General features: G+C 53.9%; 16 protein-coding genes. 4 read left to right on the plus strand and 12 right to left on the minus strand.

The window, feature by feature from the left end; all coding sequences use genetic code 11:
• Positions 1-47 precede the first annotated feature (47 nt).
• From WD429_RS04040 to pilB, 12 genes are all read right to left on the minus strand, one after another.
• Complete coding sequence (locus tag WD429_RS04040; RefSeq protein ID WP_368420889.1) at positions 48-983, minus strand: acyltransferase; 936 nt, start codon at positions 981-983, stop codon at positions 48-50.
• A gap of 56 nt (positions 984-1,039) precedes the next feature.
• Positions 1,040-1,972 carry a glucosaminidase domain-containing protein gene (locus WD429_RS04045; protein ID WP_368420890.1) on the minus strand — a complete coding sequence of 311 codons (933 nt, stop codon included), beginning with the start codon at positions 1,970-1,972 and terminating at the stop codon, positions 1,040-1,042.
• 68 nt (positions 1,973-2,040) lie between these two features.
• Positions 2,041-4,254 carry a hypothetical protein gene (locus WD429_RS04050; RefSeq protein ID WP_368420891.1) on the minus strand — a complete coding sequence of 738 codons (2,214 nt, stop codon included), beginning with the start codon at positions 4,252-4,254 and terminating at the stop codon, positions 2,041-2,043.
• A 137-nt stretch (positions 4,255-4,391) separates the two neighbouring features.
• Positions 4,392-4,952 carry a YfaZ family outer membrane protein gene (locus tag WD429_RS04055; protein WP_368420892.1) on the minus strand — a complete coding sequence of 187 codons (561 nt, stop codon included), beginning with the start codon at positions 4,950-4,952 and terminating at the stop codon, positions 4,392-4,394.
• A gap of 122 nt (positions 4,953-5,074) precedes the next feature.
• Complete coding sequence (yacG, locus tag WD429_RS04060; RefSeq protein ID WP_368420893.1) at positions 5,075-5,263, minus strand: DNA gyrase inhibitor YacG; 189 nt, start codon at positions 5,261-5,263, stop codon at positions 5,075-5,077.
• A 14-nt stretch (positions 5,264-5,277) separates the two neighbouring features.
• Positions 5,278-7,566, minus strand: coding sequence for a response regulator (locus WD429_RS04065; RefSeq protein ID WP_368420894.1), 2,289 nt, complete (start codon positions 7,564-7,566; stop codon positions 5,278-5,280).
• Positions 7,567-7,681: 115 nt separating this feature from the next.
• Positions 7,682-8,413, minus strand: coding sequence for a tRNA (N6-threonylcarbamoyladenosine(37)-N6)-methyltransferase TrmO (gene tsaA, locus WD429_RS04070; protein WP_368420895.1), 732 nt, complete (start codon positions 8,411-8,413; stop codon positions 7,682-7,684).
• Positions 8,410-9,441, minus strand: coding sequence for a hypothetical protein (locus WD429_RS04075; protein ID WP_368420896.1), 1,032 nt, complete (start codon positions 9,439-9,441; stop codon positions 8,410-8,412). The genes tsaA and WD429_RS04075 overlap by 4 nt, the downstream gene beginning before the upstream one ends.
• A gap of 34 nt (positions 9,442-9,475) precedes the next feature.
• Entirely contained in the window at positions 9,476-10,087 is a 612-nt protein-coding gene (gene coaE, locus WD429_RS04080; RefSeq protein WP_368420897.1) for a dephospho-CoA kinase, read from the minus strand.
• Positions 10,087-10,962, minus strand: coding sequence for an A24 family peptidase (locus WD429_RS04085; RefSeq protein WP_368420898.1), 876 nt, complete (start codon positions 10,960-10,962; stop codon positions 10,087-10,089). The genes coaE and WD429_RS04085 overlap by 1 nt, the downstream gene beginning before the upstream one ends.
• 109 nt (positions 10,963-11,071) lie before the next feature.
• Positions 11,072-12,289 carry a type II secretion system F family protein gene (locus tag WD429_RS04090; RefSeq protein ID WP_368420899.1) on the minus strand — a complete coding sequence of 406 codons (1,218 nt, stop codon included), beginning with the start codon at positions 12,287-12,289 and terminating at the stop codon, positions 11,072-11,074.
• 2 nt (positions 12,290-12,291) lie between these two features.
• Positions 12,292-14,004 carry a type IV-A pilus assembly ATPase PilB gene (gene pilB / locus WD429_RS04095; RefSeq protein WP_368420900.1) on the minus strand — a complete coding sequence of 571 codons (1,713 nt, stop codon included), beginning with the start codon at positions 14,002-14,004 and terminating at the stop codon, positions 12,292-12,294.
• 416 nt (positions 14,005-14,420) lie between these two features.
• On the opposite strand from pilB, the gene WD429_RS04100 reads away from it, so the two are divergent.
• The 4 genes from WD429_RS04100 (at position 14,421) to WD429_RS04115 (ending at position 19,025) form a co-directional block, all read left to right on the plus strand.
• Positions 14,421-14,858, plus strand: coding sequence for a pilin (locus WD429_RS04100; RefSeq protein ID WP_368420924.1), 438 nt, complete (start codon positions 14,421-14,423; stop codon positions 14,856-14,858).
• 64 nt (positions 14,859-14,922) lie between these two features.
• Positions 14,923-16,866 carry a hypothetical protein gene (locus WD429_RS04105; protein WP_368420901.1) on the plus strand — a complete coding sequence of 648 codons (1,944 nt, stop codon included), beginning with the start codon at positions 14,923-14,925 and terminating at the stop codon, positions 16,864-16,866.
• A gap of 63 nt (positions 16,867-16,929) precedes the next feature.
• On the plus strand, positions 16,930-17,790 hold the full coding sequence (locus WD429_RS04110) for a glycosyltransferase family 2 protein (RefSeq protein WP_368420902.1): 861 nt from the start codon (positions 16,930-16,932) through the stop codon (positions 17,788-17,790).
• A gap of 20 nt (positions 17,791-17,810) precedes the next feature.
• Positions 17,811-19,025, plus strand: coding sequence for a glycosyltransferase (locus WD429_RS04115; protein WP_368420903.1), 1,215 nt, complete (start codon positions 17,811-17,813; stop codon positions 19,023-19,025).

The following is a 19,025-nucleotide window of genomic DNA, read 5'->3' on the forward strand; positions in this document are numbered from 1 at the left end:
GGATTAGCGAAGCGTAATCCGACAGGGCGTGGGGGATGGTTGTCGGATTACGCTTCGCTAATCCGACCTACGGTTTGTGATTGGCCGCTGGTTTCAACCTTCAGTGCTTCAATCCGTCTGTCCTTTTCCGCCCAGACCTGGCTGACCCAGCGCTGAAAATCCACACGAGTTTCGCGGTTTCCTTCGTAGTCCATCCCCAGGAACCGTTCCGGAATTTCCCGTACCTGAATATCGATCACGATGCGGTTGGTGCGCCCACAGATGAAATCCCAAATTCCGGCTTTTCCATTGGGATAAACGATGTTCACATCCAGCATGGTGTGTAGCATGTCACCCATCGCGCCCAACACAAATGCGGTGCCGCCGGCCCTGGGTTTCAGTAAGTGTTTGTAGGGAGATTTCTGCGCCACGTGTTTGGCGGGGGTCAGACGTGTGCCTTCCATGAAATTGAAAATGGTGACCGGCGTATAGCGGAACTTTTCACAGGCGGCTTGAGTCGCCGCGACATCTTTGCCTTTGAGTTCCGGGCGCTTGGCAATCTGTTCCTTGGTGTGGCGATGCATGAACGGGAAATCCAGCGCCCACCAGGCAACGCCAAGCAAGGGAACCCATATCAGTTCTTTCTTCAGAAAGAACTTGAGCAGCGGAATCCGACTGTTAAGCACGTACTGAATGGCTGGAATGTCGGTCCAGCTCTGGTGATTGCAGGTGACAAAATACCAATGCTCACGGCTGAGGTTGTCCGCACCGCGAACATCCCACTCGATGCGGTGTAACAGGTCGAGGAAACGGTTGTTGCCCCCAATCCAGAGGAACGCAACGGTATTCAGGGTCAGGGTGCACATTCTACGAACCGGGGTGGCCGGTATGGCCAGCTTTAACAGGGCGAACAGCATCAGCACCGGAAACAGAATCAGGGTATTCAGAAGGACCAGTAGCGCTGCCAGAGTTCCCTTCAGGGGCGCGGGCAAGAAATTGAGCATTGTCGGTGTTCCCCGGATAAGGCGTCAGTAACCAGGTTGAAGAGTGTCTTGGAGAATCAGCTCCCGGACTCCGGATCGTCTTCGTCGCCACTTCTCGGCAACAGGCGACTTTCTTTTTTGGTTGAGGCCAGCTGCTTGAGCTTCAGGCTGTTACTGCCCTCGATGGTGTCACTGAACGCAAGGTCAAAGTAACTGAGATTGTTGTAGCGAATCATGCTGCGAATCTCTTTTACGTAGTCTTCGCCCCGTTCGGAATAGCCGATCAGGCCCGCTGCGAGAGCGGTACCCGATGCGAGTTCGCCGCTGTTTCGAGCATCCAGCCGAACGTCACGGAGCACCTGATAGGTGGGGTGTCGGTTCAGATTCTGAATGTAGGCCCGCACGGAGCGATAGGGAGAGGCAAATTTTGCGACTTCGTGGGATGCGCCATCCACGCGGCTTAACGGTACCAACCCGCAGCCTTTCGAGAAACACCATTGGCCAAACAGGTTGTTGCCGCGGGTGGCAAACCGGGAAGTGCCCCACGCGGATTCATTCGCCGCCTGAGCAAGAATCAATGACGGGGAGATAACATCCAGGCGCTTGCGAAGGCGATCAAAGAGCTCCGGGCTACCCGCTTCTTCATCCACCCGCAATCGCTGGGCCTGATCGGACAGCCAGGACTGCTCGGTCTGGCTGAGCTCGGTTTTCTGGGCCAGGGAGGCCAGATAATCCCGCTCAATCAGAATGCGTGAGTTGGCAAGCATGATGCGCGGGTACAAAAACGAGAAGAATGCAGCCTTGCGTTCCGTACTGTCCCGGTGCTGGGAGAAATCCGGAAGCTCCGCACTCGCCCAGGAAGGCAGCGTTGGAAGGGAAGACAGCACCACGTCTGAGTCGTCGTCGCCATAGCCCCGTGTGCTGTCAGGGTCCGGTGTGTGAAAACTGCCCCAGATCAGAAAAACCACCAAAGGGAAAACCAGCGTGAGCGCCCGGATACCAGTAGACATAAAACCTCTCGTTACATTCGATATGACTGCAATTATAACAGGTTATACGTCTGAGTTTGCCAGGTGGCTTACTGATCTCCGGGCAGGCGCGTGGCAATAACCAGCCCCATCAACTGCTCGCCGCCCTGAGTGTCGGTCAGGCGAAGAAAGAACTGGTCCTGATCGGGTGTCACGAAGCCCTGGAGCGTCAGGTTACCGGCGGTAAACGTTACCCGGCCATCCCCGATATCCGTGTAGGCAAGATTGACAGTGCCCTCGTCGACCGGTAACGGCGTTGTGACCGTCTCATCGCTGACCGAATGGCGTATATCCAGTGCCCTTCGAGAGAGCGAGGCAGAGCTGCCGGAATCAATCGAAAGCGTTGCATCGTCAAAGTGGCGCAACCGGTTCGCTCCGTCCTCCAGCGCCATGGCAATGCCCTGTAGCCGGTAGTCACCGTCCTCAGGCACCTGTCCGGAGGTGGCAGCGGCGATCAACATGCCGTCACCGGTGTCTCCATTGTTCAGGTTGAATGCCAGCAGTGAACCGTCGGGATTGCTGGCCCCGACACCCAGTTCCGGCGTTTCGAATTGACTAGCAGAACCGCTGATATCCAGATTGAGCCGGCCAATGTGCCTGTCACCAACGCTCAGCCGGGAAGGCCGGGAGCTGACGCGCCAGTTTGTATTTCTGTCCCCGGGGGTAGGCCCAGTGACGGTGCCGTCGCTGGCACGGCCAATTGTGCTGGTGGTCATTTGCTGGTCAAGGTCACCGCCACTGACCGCCCAGGTACCAGTGCCCGATTCAATCTGCAACGGCTCAACGGGCTCTCCAAAGCGTGTGCTGAGAAACAGAACGTTGTAGCTGTCGTCTAACGCCTCCAGGGTAAACCCTTCCTGGCGTAATAGATTGACCTCCAGTACCGACAGGTAATGATCCTCCAGAGTGCCCATACGTATGAGCGCACCGGCGCTGGCCTCCAGCTCTATCGCTTTGCCTGCACTGAAATAGCCACTGAGCACCCGGTCGGGCGCACCGTTCTCATCGTCTGTGGCGCTGACAAACGCGTCCAGATAATAGGGGTTTCGGGTCCAGCCGGTCATCCGTGAGCTGCCTTGGCCCGTTACACTTTGGTAGAGCGCGCGGCCCGCAAGCAGGCGGGTATCACCCTGCAGCGTGGCCGCCCCCGGGGCCGACGCGTGGGTATTCAGTTCCCATTGATCCGAACCCCGCGCGAAAAAGTGATTGCCGTTTTCGTGTATCAGCGCTTCGCGAATGTAGGGAATGTCGCTGGCCAGGGACGTCACCCGGATGTTAAACGCATCGAAACTGGTGAGGGTCAGGGCCGGGTAAACGTAACCGGTGCCGTTGTTGTCGGTCACACTCTCTTCCTGCGCGGTACGCACCCCCCACTGGCCGGAGCCGACCAGGCTGGCTTCGCGGAAAGTCTGGCCAAGCTCTATGCCGAGAAACACCGAGTTATAATCGGCGGAACTGGCGCTGATTTTACCGGAGGACTGCTCATCCAGTACGGCATAGGCGGCCATGTTGTCTACATAGCGGGCAAAATCGCCGCGCTCGTCCAGCAGGTCCAGCGCGTCGGCCAGGTCGTTGCCATCCGGAATGTCGATCTCAAAATCGTGCACCTGATCGGCCAGGGTGGACCACACATATTTGTTCAGGCACAGCTCTCCGCCAGCGTCATTCACGCAGTCGAGAATTTCATCAAACTCGGTGCTGGAATAGCCGCTGATGGTGTTGGTGACCAGATATTCAGAGAACGGGTTAATCTTTACGTCCCGGTCGGCGTCGGCGGCCAGTGCTCGCATGCGGGTATTGTTATACACCGCTTCGATGATGACATCCGGTGCCAGGGGCAGGCCGTTTTCGAAGGTGATGACTTCCCGGCCACTGGCTTCCGTGGTCCTGGTGACATCCACTGAGCCGAGGTTGTGCAGGCTTGGATCGGTCCGGTAAACCTCGATCCGATCTGGCGTGACAATTCGCAAATTGCGGCGGGTAGGTTCGGCGTCCGGGGCGACGCTGAAAGGCACTTCCACCGTCACGCGGACCTGGTTGGCACCCAGCCCATTGGTGTTGTTCGAATCCCCGGTGCTGCCCGAGGTAAAGTCATCCAGTGCGTTTTTGGCAGAAGGGAAGCTGTTGCCGCGGGAACCGGCCTCGTCGACGGCACTCTCACCACCGCAGCCGGCCATCAGTGTGACGGCAATGATCAAGGGTAAAGTGTGGTGCCCAAGCCGGTGGGTCATTGAGCGATTGTGACCGAGTGAATGCAATGCCATGCCCGCAGCCGTCCCTTTCTAAAAAACATGAGCGGGCAGTCTAGCAGGGGCTTTGGCGGCAAAGAGTGAGGCAGGGCACGAAACGAAAACGGGCACCTCAAGGGTGCCCGTTTTGATACAGATGGCGTGATTCAGGCTTAGAAGAAAATCTTCATGCCCGCCAGAACACCTTCGTCCAGATTCACATCGACACGCGCGGGGGAATCCAGATCGGTGTTGAGGTAGCGATAGCCCGCAAAGACTTCCGCGTTACGAATGACCCGGTAGCTGCCGCGTAGCTCAAAGCTGGTCAGGTCTTCGGAATCCCCGAACGACAGGATGCTCGGCGCGTAATGAAGGCCGCCGGTTACCGACAGGCCCGGTACATCGGGAATGTTAACGGTGGCAAAGCCGCCCAGTGCGACCGCGCCGCCGTCCAGGTGATCATCTTCCCAGCCAATAGCCCGCATACCGATGCCGGCGGTAGTGGGCAGGTTGCCAAGCGCCGTGCGGCCCTGGGCGTGAAAATCCACGTTACCAATGTGGCGGCCGCCCTCATGGTAAGTGTAGCCAGTACCCAACTGCAGGTCTGAATTCCCGCCGAAAAAGTTCACCTGGCCTTTGACGGAATCATTGGTCAGGCTCAGATCGAGATCGGACGCCAGCGCCGGGGTTGCAGCGAGCGACAGGGCGAGAACGGACATACGGGTTAATTTCATTGTTCTACCTTTCTGGTTCGATGAGAGTGATAAATCAGGGTGATAAATAAGAGTGATCGCATGGTAACGGCCAGCCGCGGGTGGCTCAACTTAAAACGCCGTAAGAGCCTGTTAATACGGCCTTAGTGACGGGTCAGATCGTCGATCTGGTCAAGATCGTCCGGTGACACGTTTTCGGCGGGCACGCGGTATTCCTCGTTAGCCCAGGCTCCAAGGTCAATCAGTTTACAGCGTTCGCAGCAGAAGGGCCGGAACGGGTTGCTCTCGCTCCATTCAATGGACTTTTTGCAGTTGGGGCACTCTACGTTCATGGTAACCTTTGATGTCAGGACGGTGTGGATAGATTGCAGTATTGTTCCAGTACTGCCCGCAACATTTCAATGTTGACAGGCTTGGCAACAAAAGAATCCATCCCCGCAACGCGGCACTTTTCCTCGTCCTCTTCCATGGCGCTGGCGGTCAGCGCCACCACCGGAACCGGCTCCCGGTTGTTCTCACGTTCCCAGACACGCAATCGTCGGGTGGCCTCAAAGCCATCGACGCGGGGCATCACACAATCCATGAACACCAGGTCAAACGGGTGCCATTGCCATAGGCTGGCGGCGGCTTCGCCATCGTTGGCGGTCATCACATCACAGCCGAGCTTTTCCAGTAACCGGCGGGCCAAAGTCCGGTTCACCGGGTTGTCTTCGACCAGCAACACTTTCATTCGCCCGCACGGCAGTTCCCGCCGGCGAGCGGGTGTATCGCTGACAGCCTGCAAAGAGAACCGGGTCAGGAACCGGCGATCACCGGAGATGCGATCCGCGAACAACTGGTGAAGAATCGGCGTCAGGCAGGATTCCCGCAGCGATTTGCTCAGAAACGCATCCGCCCCTGCCTGCCGGAAATGCTCGGCATCACCGCGTTGCGGGTTGGACGACAATACCAGCAGGCGGGTGTCTGTCCACTCGGGGTTACTGCGAATTTGCCGGCACAGCAGATCACTGTCCATATCGGGCACAAAGCCGTCCAGCACGATGGCGTCGTAAGATTGCTGGTTATCCGATGCCAGCCGCATGGATGTCAAGGCCTCGCCGGCGGCTTTGACGGCCTCAATGTGCAACTCGTGACGGGACAGCATTTCCAGGGTGATTTTGCGGGAAAGCTCGTAGGAATCCACCACCAGGATGCGTGTGCCCTGAATCAGGCGGGTATCGTGGCGGATTCGTGTGGTGTTCTCCGGTGCCACCGGTAGTGAAAGCTCAACCCAGAAGGTGCTGCCTTCGCCCGGTCGGCTTTCCACGTCCAGGGAGCCTTCCATCAGTTTGACCAGCTGCCGGCAGATGGTCAGGCCCAGGCCGGCCCCGGGTAACTGGCGCTGAAAGTGTTGTCCCAGTTGCACATAGGGTTCGTACACCAGCGGAAGGTCCTGCGGGTTGATGCCGACACCGGTATCTTCCAGTGACAGGCGCAGCCGCACACGGTTTTCTTTGCGCCCGAGCACTTCAATGCTGATCAGTACATGGCCGGAATCGGTAAATTTGATGGCGTTGGAGGTCAGGTTCAACAGAATCTGACGAATGCGAACGGGGTCACCGCGAAGCGCCCAGGGCAGGTTCTCATCCACCCGCAGTTCCAGCGCCAGGCCTTTTTCCCGGGCGCGAGTGCCCAACATGTGTACGAGATCGTTCAGGGTTTCCCGCAGGTCGAAGGGCAGGTCCTCCAGTATCAGTTTGCCGGCTTCCATGCTGGAAATATCCAGCAGGTCATTGATGATGGCAGACAGGCTTTCGGACGCGCTCAGCAGCGTTTGCACGAACTCTTTCTGTTCCTGATCCAGGGGCGTATCACCCAGAAGCGTGGCGTAACCCAGTACCGATTGCAGGGGTATGCGCAGCTCGTGGCTGACATTGGCCAGAAACTGGTTTTTGGCGTGGTTGGCTCTGACGGCTTCGTCTCGCTCACCCTGGGATTGCAGCGTGGTCTGGCGCAGAGAGCGGGTGTCCTCCAGTAGCTGCAGGCGCATCTTGTTCAGAGCCTGTTCCAGCTCGCTGAGTTCGTCTGGCGTTTTCCGGGCCTTGCGGCGAAGTTTCAGGGGTTCGATCAGGGCGTCGAGGTTCAGCTGCGTGGCGTAATCGGCCATGGTTTCCAGATGCCGAGACAGTGTGAAACGCACAATCAACAGCAGCCCGAGGGTACCGAGCATCACAATCAGGGACTGGAACAGCAGGGTGATCAAAGCGCGGTCAATCAGATCGTCGTGAACCTGTTCCGCCGAAGAGGTGACCGTCAGCGTGCCGAGATTGCGGGGCCCCGGAAACGCTGCCCGGTTAAAGACCAGCGGGAACGACTGGCTGATAACCCGCCCTTCCGGATAGGTGCCGGTGCTGAACTCTTCGCCGCTGGATGTGATCACCCGGGCGTGCTGGATAACCGGCATCGCGCGCATGTCGTCCAGGCTGTTGGCCACTTCGCTGAAGTTCATCAGCCAGAGGTTGTTGCTCATGCTGCCGGAGATCAGGTCGGCGGCTTTGTGCTGGGTGGAGCGGAGGTCTTCCGTGCGGCGGTCGTATTCACCAATCAATTGAATGCCGGTGGCCGCCAGAGACAGCACCACACTGAACAGCAACACGTACACCAACAGCCTTGCCGCCAGTGGTCGTACACCTATTCGTTTGAATAACCCGATCAAAGGCAAGACACGTATTCCCTGTGACTGATGAACAACTGTTCAAACAGCAGGCAGTTTAACAGACCGTTAGCACTTCGACACGTTCTCCGGAAGGATCGTGGACAAAGCGGAAGCGCACATTCAGATCATACAGGTGCGCACCGTAGATGCGATCTTCCTCGCGGCCGCGGCGGAACGACGGGCGGGGGTCATAGCTCACCACATCTTCAATCAGCGCCCGCAAATCGGGATACTGATCCTCTGGCAGGCGTTGCAACTGCGCGGTGGCATCGTCAAGAAAGGCAACCGGCAGGCGCTCGGTCGGCGGCGTGTCGGCCCAGCCCAGAGTGGCCTCCGGCAGTGAATCGGAGAAGGGCAGGTAGGGTTTGATATCGAGAATCGGGGTGCCTTCGATCAGGTCGTGATCGCTGATCTGAAGCACCAACCGATTGCCTTTGCGGCACAGGCCTTCGTTACGCACCACCGACAAGCCGAGGCTGTTGGGCCGGAACGGCGAGCGGCTGGCGAACACCCCCATCTTACGATTGCCGCCAAGCCGGGGTGGCCGCACTACGGGCCGCCAGTCTTCGCGCACGGCTTCATGAAACTGGAAGGTGAGCCACAGGTGGCTGGCGGTTTCCAGGCCCCGGAAGGCGTCCTCCCGGTCAAACGGTGCTTCGATCACCAGGTCAGCGCGCGCAAAACGGGTGAGACCCGGCTGCCGCGGAACGCCAAATTTATCGCGAAAACACGAGCGGGTGTAGGCGATGGGCGTCAGTGCCAGTGCATCCTGCGGGGTGTAGGTCATGATCGGTCAATGCTGCCTGAAAAATACAATTCGATGCGCAGGATCAGTGAGGCCCGGTCCTTGAAGCTTTCAGCCCGGGGGAATTCCAATGCCGGAATGATCTCACCAAACAGCCAGTCACTGTGCAGCCGGTAGCGGTAGGTCACGTCTGCGAAGAGTGAGGTTTGTCGCCATGTCGGCCTGCTTTCCCCCAGTATGCCAAAACGGGGGTTAAGCGTGGCGCGGTTGTTCAGGCGTTTGTAGAAATTGAAGGTTTGCGCCATTTCAAAGCGGCGATCATTGTGCACCCACTCCATCTCGCTGGCGGACAGAAAATTCCAGCCATTACCGAAATCCCGGCCAACGCCCAGCCAGGAGCGGGTCCCCCAGCCGTCCTGATGAAAATAGTACAGGCGCTGCTCGGCCTTGAGCCCCCAGTCATTGTTCAATTGCCAGCGCTTATCCGCGGTAACCCGCCAGAACGCGTCGGTGGGGAACCGCAACCGCACACCCACATCGTTGCTCAGGTTGATCGCGTCACCCACCTCTGAAAAATAGCGCAGGGCACCGGTAGCCTGGGTTTCCGAGCGTTCGTCCTCGGTCAGCTGGCGGTCCCGGCGGCGTTCCGACAGCGGAATCAGTTCATCGCTCTCACTTTCGATCACCAGTCGAAGTTTTTCTTCCACCGTGGGCACATCCAGCCGGAAACGGGCCTCAGGATCAAACTGGGCCGGGTCTCCGTATTCAGATTCGGTGGCAAAGCCGAGGCGAAGATAGCTTTCGTTATTGGGTAGCCCTGCCTTCGCGCCTGAAAACGTGCGATCCGCCCATTCCCCCAGTGACTGAACACGCTGGCCCTGAGTGCGTTCCTGGCGCAGCACCCAGTTACTGAAATTCATCCAGTAGGAGTCTTTTGGCTCCATCCAGAAATCATCGGGGGCAAAATCGTAAAAATCGGGCGGCAGTGTTTCCGGCGACAACACGTCACTGATCGACGGGTCCTTTACCTTGAACACCGCGTCATCTGCCTGTGCATGGGCGGCGGCCACAATAACGCATACTCCCAGAACAGTCAGGGATTGCTTATCCAAAGGCCACCATAAACGCTTTGTGCAGCTCACCGACCTGATCTTCCACGTGGCTGATTGTCTGAGTATTATCGACCACTTCATCAGCGTTGTGCAGTCGTTTTTCGCGAGGCATCTGAGCGGCAACGATGCGCTCAACCTGTTCCCTTGAATTAGTGTCGCGGTCCACGGTGCGTGCAATCTGGACCTCCACCGGTACGTCCACCACTACCACGCGGTCGGTCAACTGGTGCTGATCGGTTTCGAGCAGCAGCGGCGAGACCAGTAACGTATAGGGCAGGGCGTAACCCGGGTCGGAATCCCGGGCGTGAAGCTGGCGAATCAGCTCGTCACGGATCACCGGGTGCAGTAGCCCTTCAAGCCACGCGCGCTCCTGCGGGTTATCGAAAATCAGCGTACGGAGGTGAGCGCGGTCCAGAGAACCGTCCGGTTGCAAAATATCGGCCCCGAAATGCCCCGCAATGCTCGCCAGTGCCGGGGTGCCGGGCTCCACCACTTCCCGGGCCACATCATCCGCGTCTACCCAGTGCACGCCAAACTGCCCGAACATCCGCGCCACCGTGGACTTACCGGAGCCAATCCCGCCCGTTAATCCTACAACGACCATCAAACCCCCAAAAACCCAAACCACCAAGCCTGAATTTCAGGGCCAAACCACACACACAACAACCCGGCCGCTGCCAGGTAAGGCCCGAACGGAATCGGCACCTCGCGCCCATGCTTACGGAACACCATCAGGCTAATGCCGACCACCGCCCCTACCAGGGACGACAGCAAAATCACCGCTGGCAACAACTGCCAACCCAGCCAGGCCCCCAGCGCCGCCAGTAACTTGAAATCCCCGTGGCCCATGCCCTCCTTGCCGGTGACCAGCTTGAACAGCCAGTACACCGACCACAGCGACAGGTAACCGGCCACCGCACCCCAGAACGCGCTGTGAAAGTCCGTCAGCACGCCAAAGTAATTCAGCACTAGCCCCAGCCACATCAGCGGCAGGGTAATGCTGTCTGGCAGCAATTGGGTGTCGAAATCGATCATCGTCAACGCCACCAGCGACCACACCAGCAGCAACGCCCACAAGGCAGACTCCGTCGGCCCCAGTACAGCCACCGTCACCACCGAAAACACCGCAGTAAACGCTTCCACAATCGGGTAGCGTGGCGAAATGCGGGTTTTGCAAGCAGCGCATTTGCCACGCAGCAACAGAAAGCTGATCACCGGCACGTTTTCCCAGGCGCGAATTCTGTGGCCACAAGAAGGGCAGGTGGAAGCAGGAGAGGACAATGTTACGCGATCATCCTCCTCGCGCTGGCCATCGGTCAGTTCAAGAAATTCCTCACACTGGCAGCGCCACTCCTGCTGCATCATTTTGGGCAGGCGAAGAATGACCACATTCAGGAAGCTACCAATGCAGAGGGAGACAAAAATAACGGCGAGGTAAAGGAGCCAAGGGGTGGCCAGCAAAACATCAAAAAATTGCATGATTCATCCGGAAATCGTAGGTCGGGTTAGCAAAGCGTAACCCGACACTGAGGAAATCGTAGGTCGGGTTAGCAGAGCGTAACCCGACACAATAGGTAAGCCCAGGGTGTTACACAACCTGACCCATCTGGAAAATAGGCAGATACATGCCAACGATCAGACCACCAACCAGAACGCCCAGAACCGCCATAATCATTGGCTCCATCAGCGCGGTCAGGTTATCGACCATATCATCAACTACGCCTTCGAAATGCTCTGCGACCTTCTCCAGCATTTCGTCCAGGTTACCGGATTCCTCGCCGATGGCGGTAAGTTGAACAGCCATGACCGGAAAGACGCCGGTCTGTTTCATCGAGGCCTGGAGCTGGGTGCCACTGGACACATCGTCCTTAATGCGAAGAACGGCATCCCGGTAAAGGGCATTGCCGGTAGCTCCGGATACAGAATCCAGGGCTTCCACCAGCGGGACGCCAGAGGCAAAAGTAGTCGATAACACGCGACCAAATTTTGCCACAGCGGATTTATCGAGAATCTCGCCAACAATTGGAAATTTCAGAAGATATATATCAACAAAATCGGAAAACTTTGGTGATCGTCGTAGTGCCTCTTTGAGCAGGAATATGAACCCGACAATTCCGAGCAGTACAATGAACCACCATTGTTGCATCCATTCAGAGATGCGGATGATGAACTGCGTGAAGACTGGAAGGTCGGCCCCAAAACTATCGAACAGACTTTCAAACTGAGGCACCACTTTTACGAGCAGGATAGCCGTTACTACGATCGCTACGACAACAACCGCGATCGGGTAGGTCATCGCCTTTTTGACTTTCTTCTTCAGTATTTCAGTTTTTTCAAGATACATCGCAATTCGGTCGAGCATCTGTTCGAGCGCGCCGGCTTTTTCACCGGAGTCTACAAGATTGCAGTAAAGATTATCAAAATGCTTTGGGTGCTTTCGGAGTGAGCCTGCGAAGCTTGTACCAGCGGCTATGTCGTTTCGAATGTTTGACACAAGCTCTTTGAGGCCCTGGTTTTCCAAGCCGTCAGTAACAATGTCAAAGCTTTGAACGAGGGGAACCCCGGCCTTCATCATGGTGGCCATTTGCCGCGTGAACATCGCGATATCGAAAGGGGTTATTTTCTTGCTACCGCCGAACAGAGGCTTCGGTTTCTTCTTTACCTTGCCCACGTTGATGCCCTGTTTTCTAAGCTGGGCTTTTACCAAGGCCAGATTGGTACCTGAGATCTCGCCCTTGGCTTTGCTGCCCTTACGGTCTTTACCTTCCCAGACGAATGCCTGAAGCTTTTTTGCTTTTTCTGCCATGGTTAATCCTTCGTCACGCGGTTGGCTTCCTCAAGGCTGGTCACACCCTCGATTACTTTCAAGAGGGCGGACTGGCGGAGATTCTGGAAGCCTTCGGCCTTAGCCTGCTTTGCAATTTTAATGGAGCTGGCCTCTTCCATAATCATGTTCGCCAGCTCGTCGGTAATCTTGACCACTTCGTAAATACCGACACGCCCTTTATATCCACCATTGCATTTATCACAGCCCTTAGGGCGGTACAACGTGAAGCCTGTGTCAATTTGTTCCTGTGTGAACCCCTCCTCCAAAAGTATTTCCTTCGGCACTTTAGCGGGTTCCTTGCAGCTGCATAGCCGTCGGCCCAGACGTTGCGCAATAATCAGGCTCACTGATGTGGCGATGTTGAACGCGGGCACGCCCATGTTCATCATCCGTGTCAGAGTCTCCGCGGCGCTATTGGTGTGCAGTGTAGAAAGCACCAGGTGCCCGGTCTGAGCGGCTTTGATGGCAATATTGGCGGTTTCGAGGTCCCGGATCTCACCCACCATGATCACATCCGGATCCTGCCGCAGGAACGCCCGAAGGGCCTCGGGGAACCCAAGGCCCACCCTGGTGTTCACGTTGACCTGATTAATACCTTCCAGGTTGATCTCCGCCGGATCTTCCGCCGTGGAAATGTTCAATTCAGGCGTATTGAGAATGTTGAGGCCGGTGTAGAGAGACACGGTCTTGCCGGAGCCGGTGGGGCCGGTCACCAGGATCATGCCCTGGGGTTGTTGAAGGGCATCCATATAGAGCTGTTTCTGGTCAGCCTCATACCCGAGCACATCAATGCCCAACTTGGCCTGGCTCGGGTCCAGAATCCGCAAAACAATTTTTTCACCCCACAGCGTGGGCAGAGTGTTTACCCGGAAATCGATGGCCTTGGTTTTGGAAAGCTTCATTTTGATCCGGCCGTCCTGGGGAACCCGACGCTCTGAGATATCAAGTTGCGCCATGATTTTTACCCGCGCTGAGATTTTGGGGGCCAGCTTGATGGAAGGGCGGGACATTTCCTTAAGAATGCCGTCGGTGCGATAACGCACCCGATACACCTTTTCGTAAGGCTCGAAGTGAACGTCCGAGGCACCGCCCCGGATCGCATCCAGCAACATTTTGTTCACATATTTGACGATTGGAGCGTCATCGACATCGCTGGTAGACACTGCGCCGTCGTCTTCCTGCTCGCCGCCTTCGGTTTCAACTCCCTCAAGATCAGCATCGTTGAGGTCTCCCATGGTCGTTTCCTGGGATTCCAGATACTTATCGATAGCTGCGCGGAGTTTTGCATCGTCGACCAGTATGCTGTCTGTACTGAGGCCAGTGTTGAACTTGATCTCATCCAGCGCCTGAACGTTAGTCGGATCTGAAACCGCGATAAACAGGCGATTCCCTCGCCTATAGATGGGAAGCGCGTTGTGTTTGCGAATCAGCTTCTCGTCAACAACCTTCTCGGGCATCATTTCCGGCAGGAATGAACTCAGGTCGAGAACGGAAACCCCAAACTCCATGGCGGCGGAAAAGGCGAGACCGCTGCTGTTCGCGAGGTTGTTCTGAACAAGATAGGTTATGAGCGGGATGCGGTTCTGGGAGGCTTGAATGAAAGCATCTTTCGCGGCCGGCTCATCAAGATGGCCGTCTTCCACAAAGCGACGCGCAAGACCGGTGAGTGTAACGTTAGATTTGTTGGTAGCCATAAAAGATATAAGGAGTGCTGCCTAAGTTGCTGAAACTCTGCCAAGAGCGAATGGCCATGAGTTTAGATGTCCAGCCATGGTTTGGAAAGTCACGAACTGTAAAGCATGGTCTTCGATAGAATCATGGGCTATCGAAAAAGTTCCGTATCTCAGCGGCTTGGGTTGCGGTGACGAAAATTGTCATGTAGTGACGATGATTAACACGAATTTCGCCGCAGCCAAGTGTGAAGTGGTTCTCGGTTGTTCCGTAGCATGTTGAATTAAAACAGGTTTAATTTTTTAAAAAGGTTGGCATTATACCTGCATTCTAAGTCGTAGGCTTAAACCGGTTGCGGGGCAAGACTCCACCGGCCTCGAAGCCTTCTAAAGTTGGAAACTACGACAACCATAGAGGTCGAACAATGAAAAACATGCAGATGAACCGAGTACAAAAGGGTTTCACCCTGATCGAACTGATGATTGTTGTGGCGATCATTGGTATTCTGGCAGCGGTAGCTATTCCTGCTTACCAGGATTACACAACTCGCGCCAAAGTCAGTGAAATTCTGACCATCGCGAGTGCAGCGAGAACGACTGTGGCAGAGTATTACATCAGTACCGGTGGTTACCCGGCAACAACTACAGCTGCTGGTATTAGCACCGATGCGGATCAAAGCGAGTACATCAAGGGTATTGCATTCTCTACATCGACTGGTGGAGCGTTGTTGGAGTATACCCTGACCGCCTTTGGTGGTACTGCAACCGAGGATAAGACCATGGAATACCTGGTCACTGGTAGCCCATCTGGTGTGAAAGTGGATTGCACCGGTGGTGATCTCGAGGCAAAATACCGTCCAGCGAACTGCCGCAAGTAATTCAGTAAAACAGAGTTATTAAAAGCCCTCTTTCGAGAGGGCTTTTTTTTAATTAGGCAACACTATGAACCTCAATGTCCGTTCGCCCTCGTACGAAAGTAAAAGCGCAAAGCTTCATGCGATTCTCCTTTGCGTAGGGTTTATGTCGTTGCTTGGCTGTACCTGGCTAGCTCTTAGTGCAGGTCTGACAGGGCCATTTTTGCTTGATGATTTCGACAACCTGGAGGTTCTCGAGAATCCGGTTACGGATGTTGATTCGCTTAAAGCTTATCTTGAAAAAGGTAACGCTGGTCCGCTTGGGCGGCCGATCTCCAAGCTTAGCTTCCTGATTAATGATAATGCATGGCCTTCCGGCCCATTTAGCTTTAAAAGAACTAATGTTCTGATTCACCTTCTGATTGGGGTGTTGATATTCCCTTTAGTCAATATTCTTTTTTCCCGATTTTTTAAGAGTTCAACAGCGGGTTGGCTTTCCTTGAGCGTGACTGCGTTGTGGTTGCTGCATCCTATACAAGTTTCGACAACTCTCTACGTAGTCCAGAGAATGACCCAGTTGGCAACACTTTTCACAGTTTCCGGCTTGCTGTTCTTTGTGTATTTTAGACTTAAGTGGGCACATCCAAGTTGGTGGGAGTTAGTTTTTTTATCATTCGGCGTTGGCGCGTTTACTGTGCTCGCAACCCTGAGTAAAGAGTCCGGGGTGTTGTTGCCTGTCTATGCAAGCGTGATTGAGATAACGCTTTTTTCCCGTTTGGTTTCATCAAAAAAATATCGGGCATGGCGCGCCACAATTTTATACGCTCCTTCGCTAATTTTGATATCTTATATAATGTATATTCCGAAATGGATAGATACATATAAATATCGAGATTTTAATCTATGGGAAAGGTTGATAACAGAGCCAGTTGTAATCTGGGACTATATAATTAGTATATTTTCTCTCAAAGTTCACCGCTTGAGCTTGTTTCACGATGCCTATCCCGTATTTGACTCACTACTATCTTTTCTTCCTTTAATATCGATTTTCGGCTTGGTTGGAGCAATTGGGGTCGCTCTGTTTGTAAGAAAGCGTTGGCCAATCCTTAGCTTTGGGATTCTATGGTTTTTTACAGGCCATATTCTGGAGTCGACGACAGTCGCCCTGGAGCTATATTTTGAGCATCGGAATTACCTGGCCTTATTGGGAGTAGCTTTCGTCTTCGTTGCTCTGCTTTATATGGCACTCAAGAGGTTTTCCGGAGATCTCTACAAGTTTTCCCCGATTATAATCGGTTTGTTTATAAGTCTGTGTGGTGCAATTACTTGGGGTTACGCAAGCGAGTGGGGAAACGAAGAGCGGCTCATCTCGGTTTGGGCTGCCCAGCAGCCTGATTCTCCCAGGGCGCAGCGCACCTATGCTCATTTCCTGGCATCGCGGGGAATGGCTCCAGCAGCATTGAGTGAGCTGGAAGTCTCTAGAGAGCAATTTCCAGAAGATCTGAGCATTCCTTTAATGATGATTAATATTTCATGCTCTTTCGGTCTTTCTCAAAGGGTGGAGCCAAATCACTTAAAGAATGAGGTGGGTTTATATCGCTGGACTGATGGTTTGCGTCCGACAGCGGATAGTTTGGAAGGTGTGGTAGCATCTGGGAAGTGCGTGGAAATCGCTCCTGTCATAGCAGATATTATTGGTAGAACCCATGTTATGCTTGAAGACGGCGCGAGTCGCTCCGGAGTTGCCTCCATGCAAGTTATAGCCGGCAATATATTCAAGGCTATAGGCGATGGCGACGGTGCGTTTCACCACTATCTTGAAGTTGATCGCATGATCCCCTCTCCTGACTCGGCATTGAGGTTAGCGGCCCTGTACATGGGAGCGCACATGTATCAAGAGGCCCGGCAGGCTCTGGAAATTGCAATAGAAAGAGATGCGGGCTCAGGCATAGATTCTGGAGATATGGAGAAGTATATTGCATTATTTGAACGAATAGACAAAAAACTGGAAAGTGCAGGCCATGACGGGTGATTTTCTATTAGGTTGATCTTGTTCTGAATAATTTTATCCAACAAGGGTACTCTTGGAATATATATGAAATATAAAATTAGCGTCGTCATTCCTGCAAAAAATGAAGCGGATAATCTTAAGCGACTGCTGAGCGAACTGATGGGTATGTCGGAATTTCATGAGGTTATCGTCGTTAATGATGGATCCACTGATAACTCTTCTCAAGTCATACGTCAGAGTGGAGCGACATTGGTTAATCATCAGGTAAGTAAAGGAAATGGTGCGGCAATTAAATCCGGGGTCAGAGCGGCAACAGGGGATATTCTTGTTTTAATGGATGGGGATGGGCAGCACCAAGCACTTGATATAGGCCGACTGCTAAACCGTTTAGATGAAGGTTTTGATATGGTTGTTGGGACCCGCGATAATGATGGCCAGGCAGGATTTGGGCGCCAATTGGCCAATGGCTTTTACAATCGGTTAGCTTCGTATATGACCGGGCAGAGAGTGGAAGACCTGACATCTGGGTTCCGAGCCGTGTGGCGCAATAAGTTTATTAAATTCCTGAGTTTGTTGCCAAACGGATTTTCATACCCAACTACCTCGACCATGGCTTTTTTTAGGGCCGGTTACTCCGTAGCCTATGAGCCGGTGCAAGTTCTTAAACGTCAGGGGAAAAGTCATATAAAACCACTAAAGGATGGTCTTCGGTTTTTGCTCATTATTTTTAAGATAGGAACTCTTTACTCACCCTTAAAGTTATTTGTACCAATTTCTTTTTCCATATTTCTTTTAGGGCTTGGATATTATGGCTATACGTACTCTTCTGCTGGTAGATTCACAAATATGAGTGCATTGATGTTCACAACATCGCTCATAATTTTCCTTGTTGGCTTGGTGTCTGAGCAAATTACGGCATTGCTCTATAAAGATACTGAAGAGTAACCTCAATATCGGGTTCATCGATGAGTAAAAAAAAGGCGAAGTTGTTGGTTTTGACATCTACCTATCCACGCTGGCTTGGGGACTATGAGCCGGGCTTTGTTCATGAGCTTAGTAAACGTCTTACGCAAGAATTTGAGGTCACTGTTCTTTGCCCCCGCTCAAAGGGTGCTAGCTCCCTGGAATTTATTGATGATGTCAGAATCATCCGTTTCAGATACGCACCTTCTCCTTTCGAGAGTCTTATACATAATGGGGGAATAATCGGCAATATTAAGGCTAATCCATTAAAGGCGACGCTGTTGCCTCTGTTAATCTTGGGTCAGTTTTTCGCGTTCTTGAAAATCATAATAGCCTGGAAGCCCGATGTTATTCACGCTCACTGGCTGATCCCGCAGGGCTTGATGGCCGCTATGTTTTCTGTCTTGGGTTGCAAAGTGCCCTTTTTGGTAACATCCCACGGTGCAGATTTATATTCTTTACGTTCTTCAATTTTTCAGAAACTCAAGAGGTTTGTTGCCCGACGTGCGAATGCATGTACAGTTGTAAGTCGAGCAATGCTAGAAGAAGCTCGCCGAATTGATATTGCGTGCCAGGAGATTACTGTTGAGCCAATGGGCGTGGATTTATCGGGTCGTTTTGTTAATGACCCGGCAGTGGCGAGATCAAACAATGAAATTCTTTTTGTCGGCCGACTGGTAGAGAAAAAGGGGTTGAAATACCTGTTAGACGCCATGCCGGGGATTCTTTCCAACCACCCTGCAGCTAAGCTTATTGTCGTAGGGTTTGGTCCTGAAGAGGCCAATCTGAAGGATCAGGCTTCCAACCTGAGCCTTGACAACAGTGTGGAATTCGTAGGAGCAGTTGAGCAGCATGAGCTACCGCAATACTACCAGCGAGCCTGCGTTTTTGTGGCACCTTTTGTACGTGCAGAAGGGGGGGATCAGGAAGGTTTGGGTTTAGTGCTGGTGGAGGCTTTGGGCTGCGGTTGTAAGGTTGTGGTATCGAAACTGCCAGCGGTTGAGGATGTAATTGAGCACACGAGCTCTGTGACAGTGGTCCCGCCAGGGGATCCCCGTGCCATAACCTCCGCAGTATCGCAGATGTTAAAGCCTGTCGAGTGTTCGGGTGATCGTACCTCCGAGTGGCAGTCTTCAGAACAATTGAAATTATGTTTTGACTGGAATCACGTAGCGACGAGATATGCGACTAAGCTCAAAAGAATATCCCAGCGGTGA

Origin of the sequence: Marinobacter sp. (assembly GCF_040904845.1) — a bacterium.
Lineage (GTDB): Bacteria > Pseudomonadota > Gammaproteobacteria > Pseudomonadales > Oleiphilaceae > Marinobacter.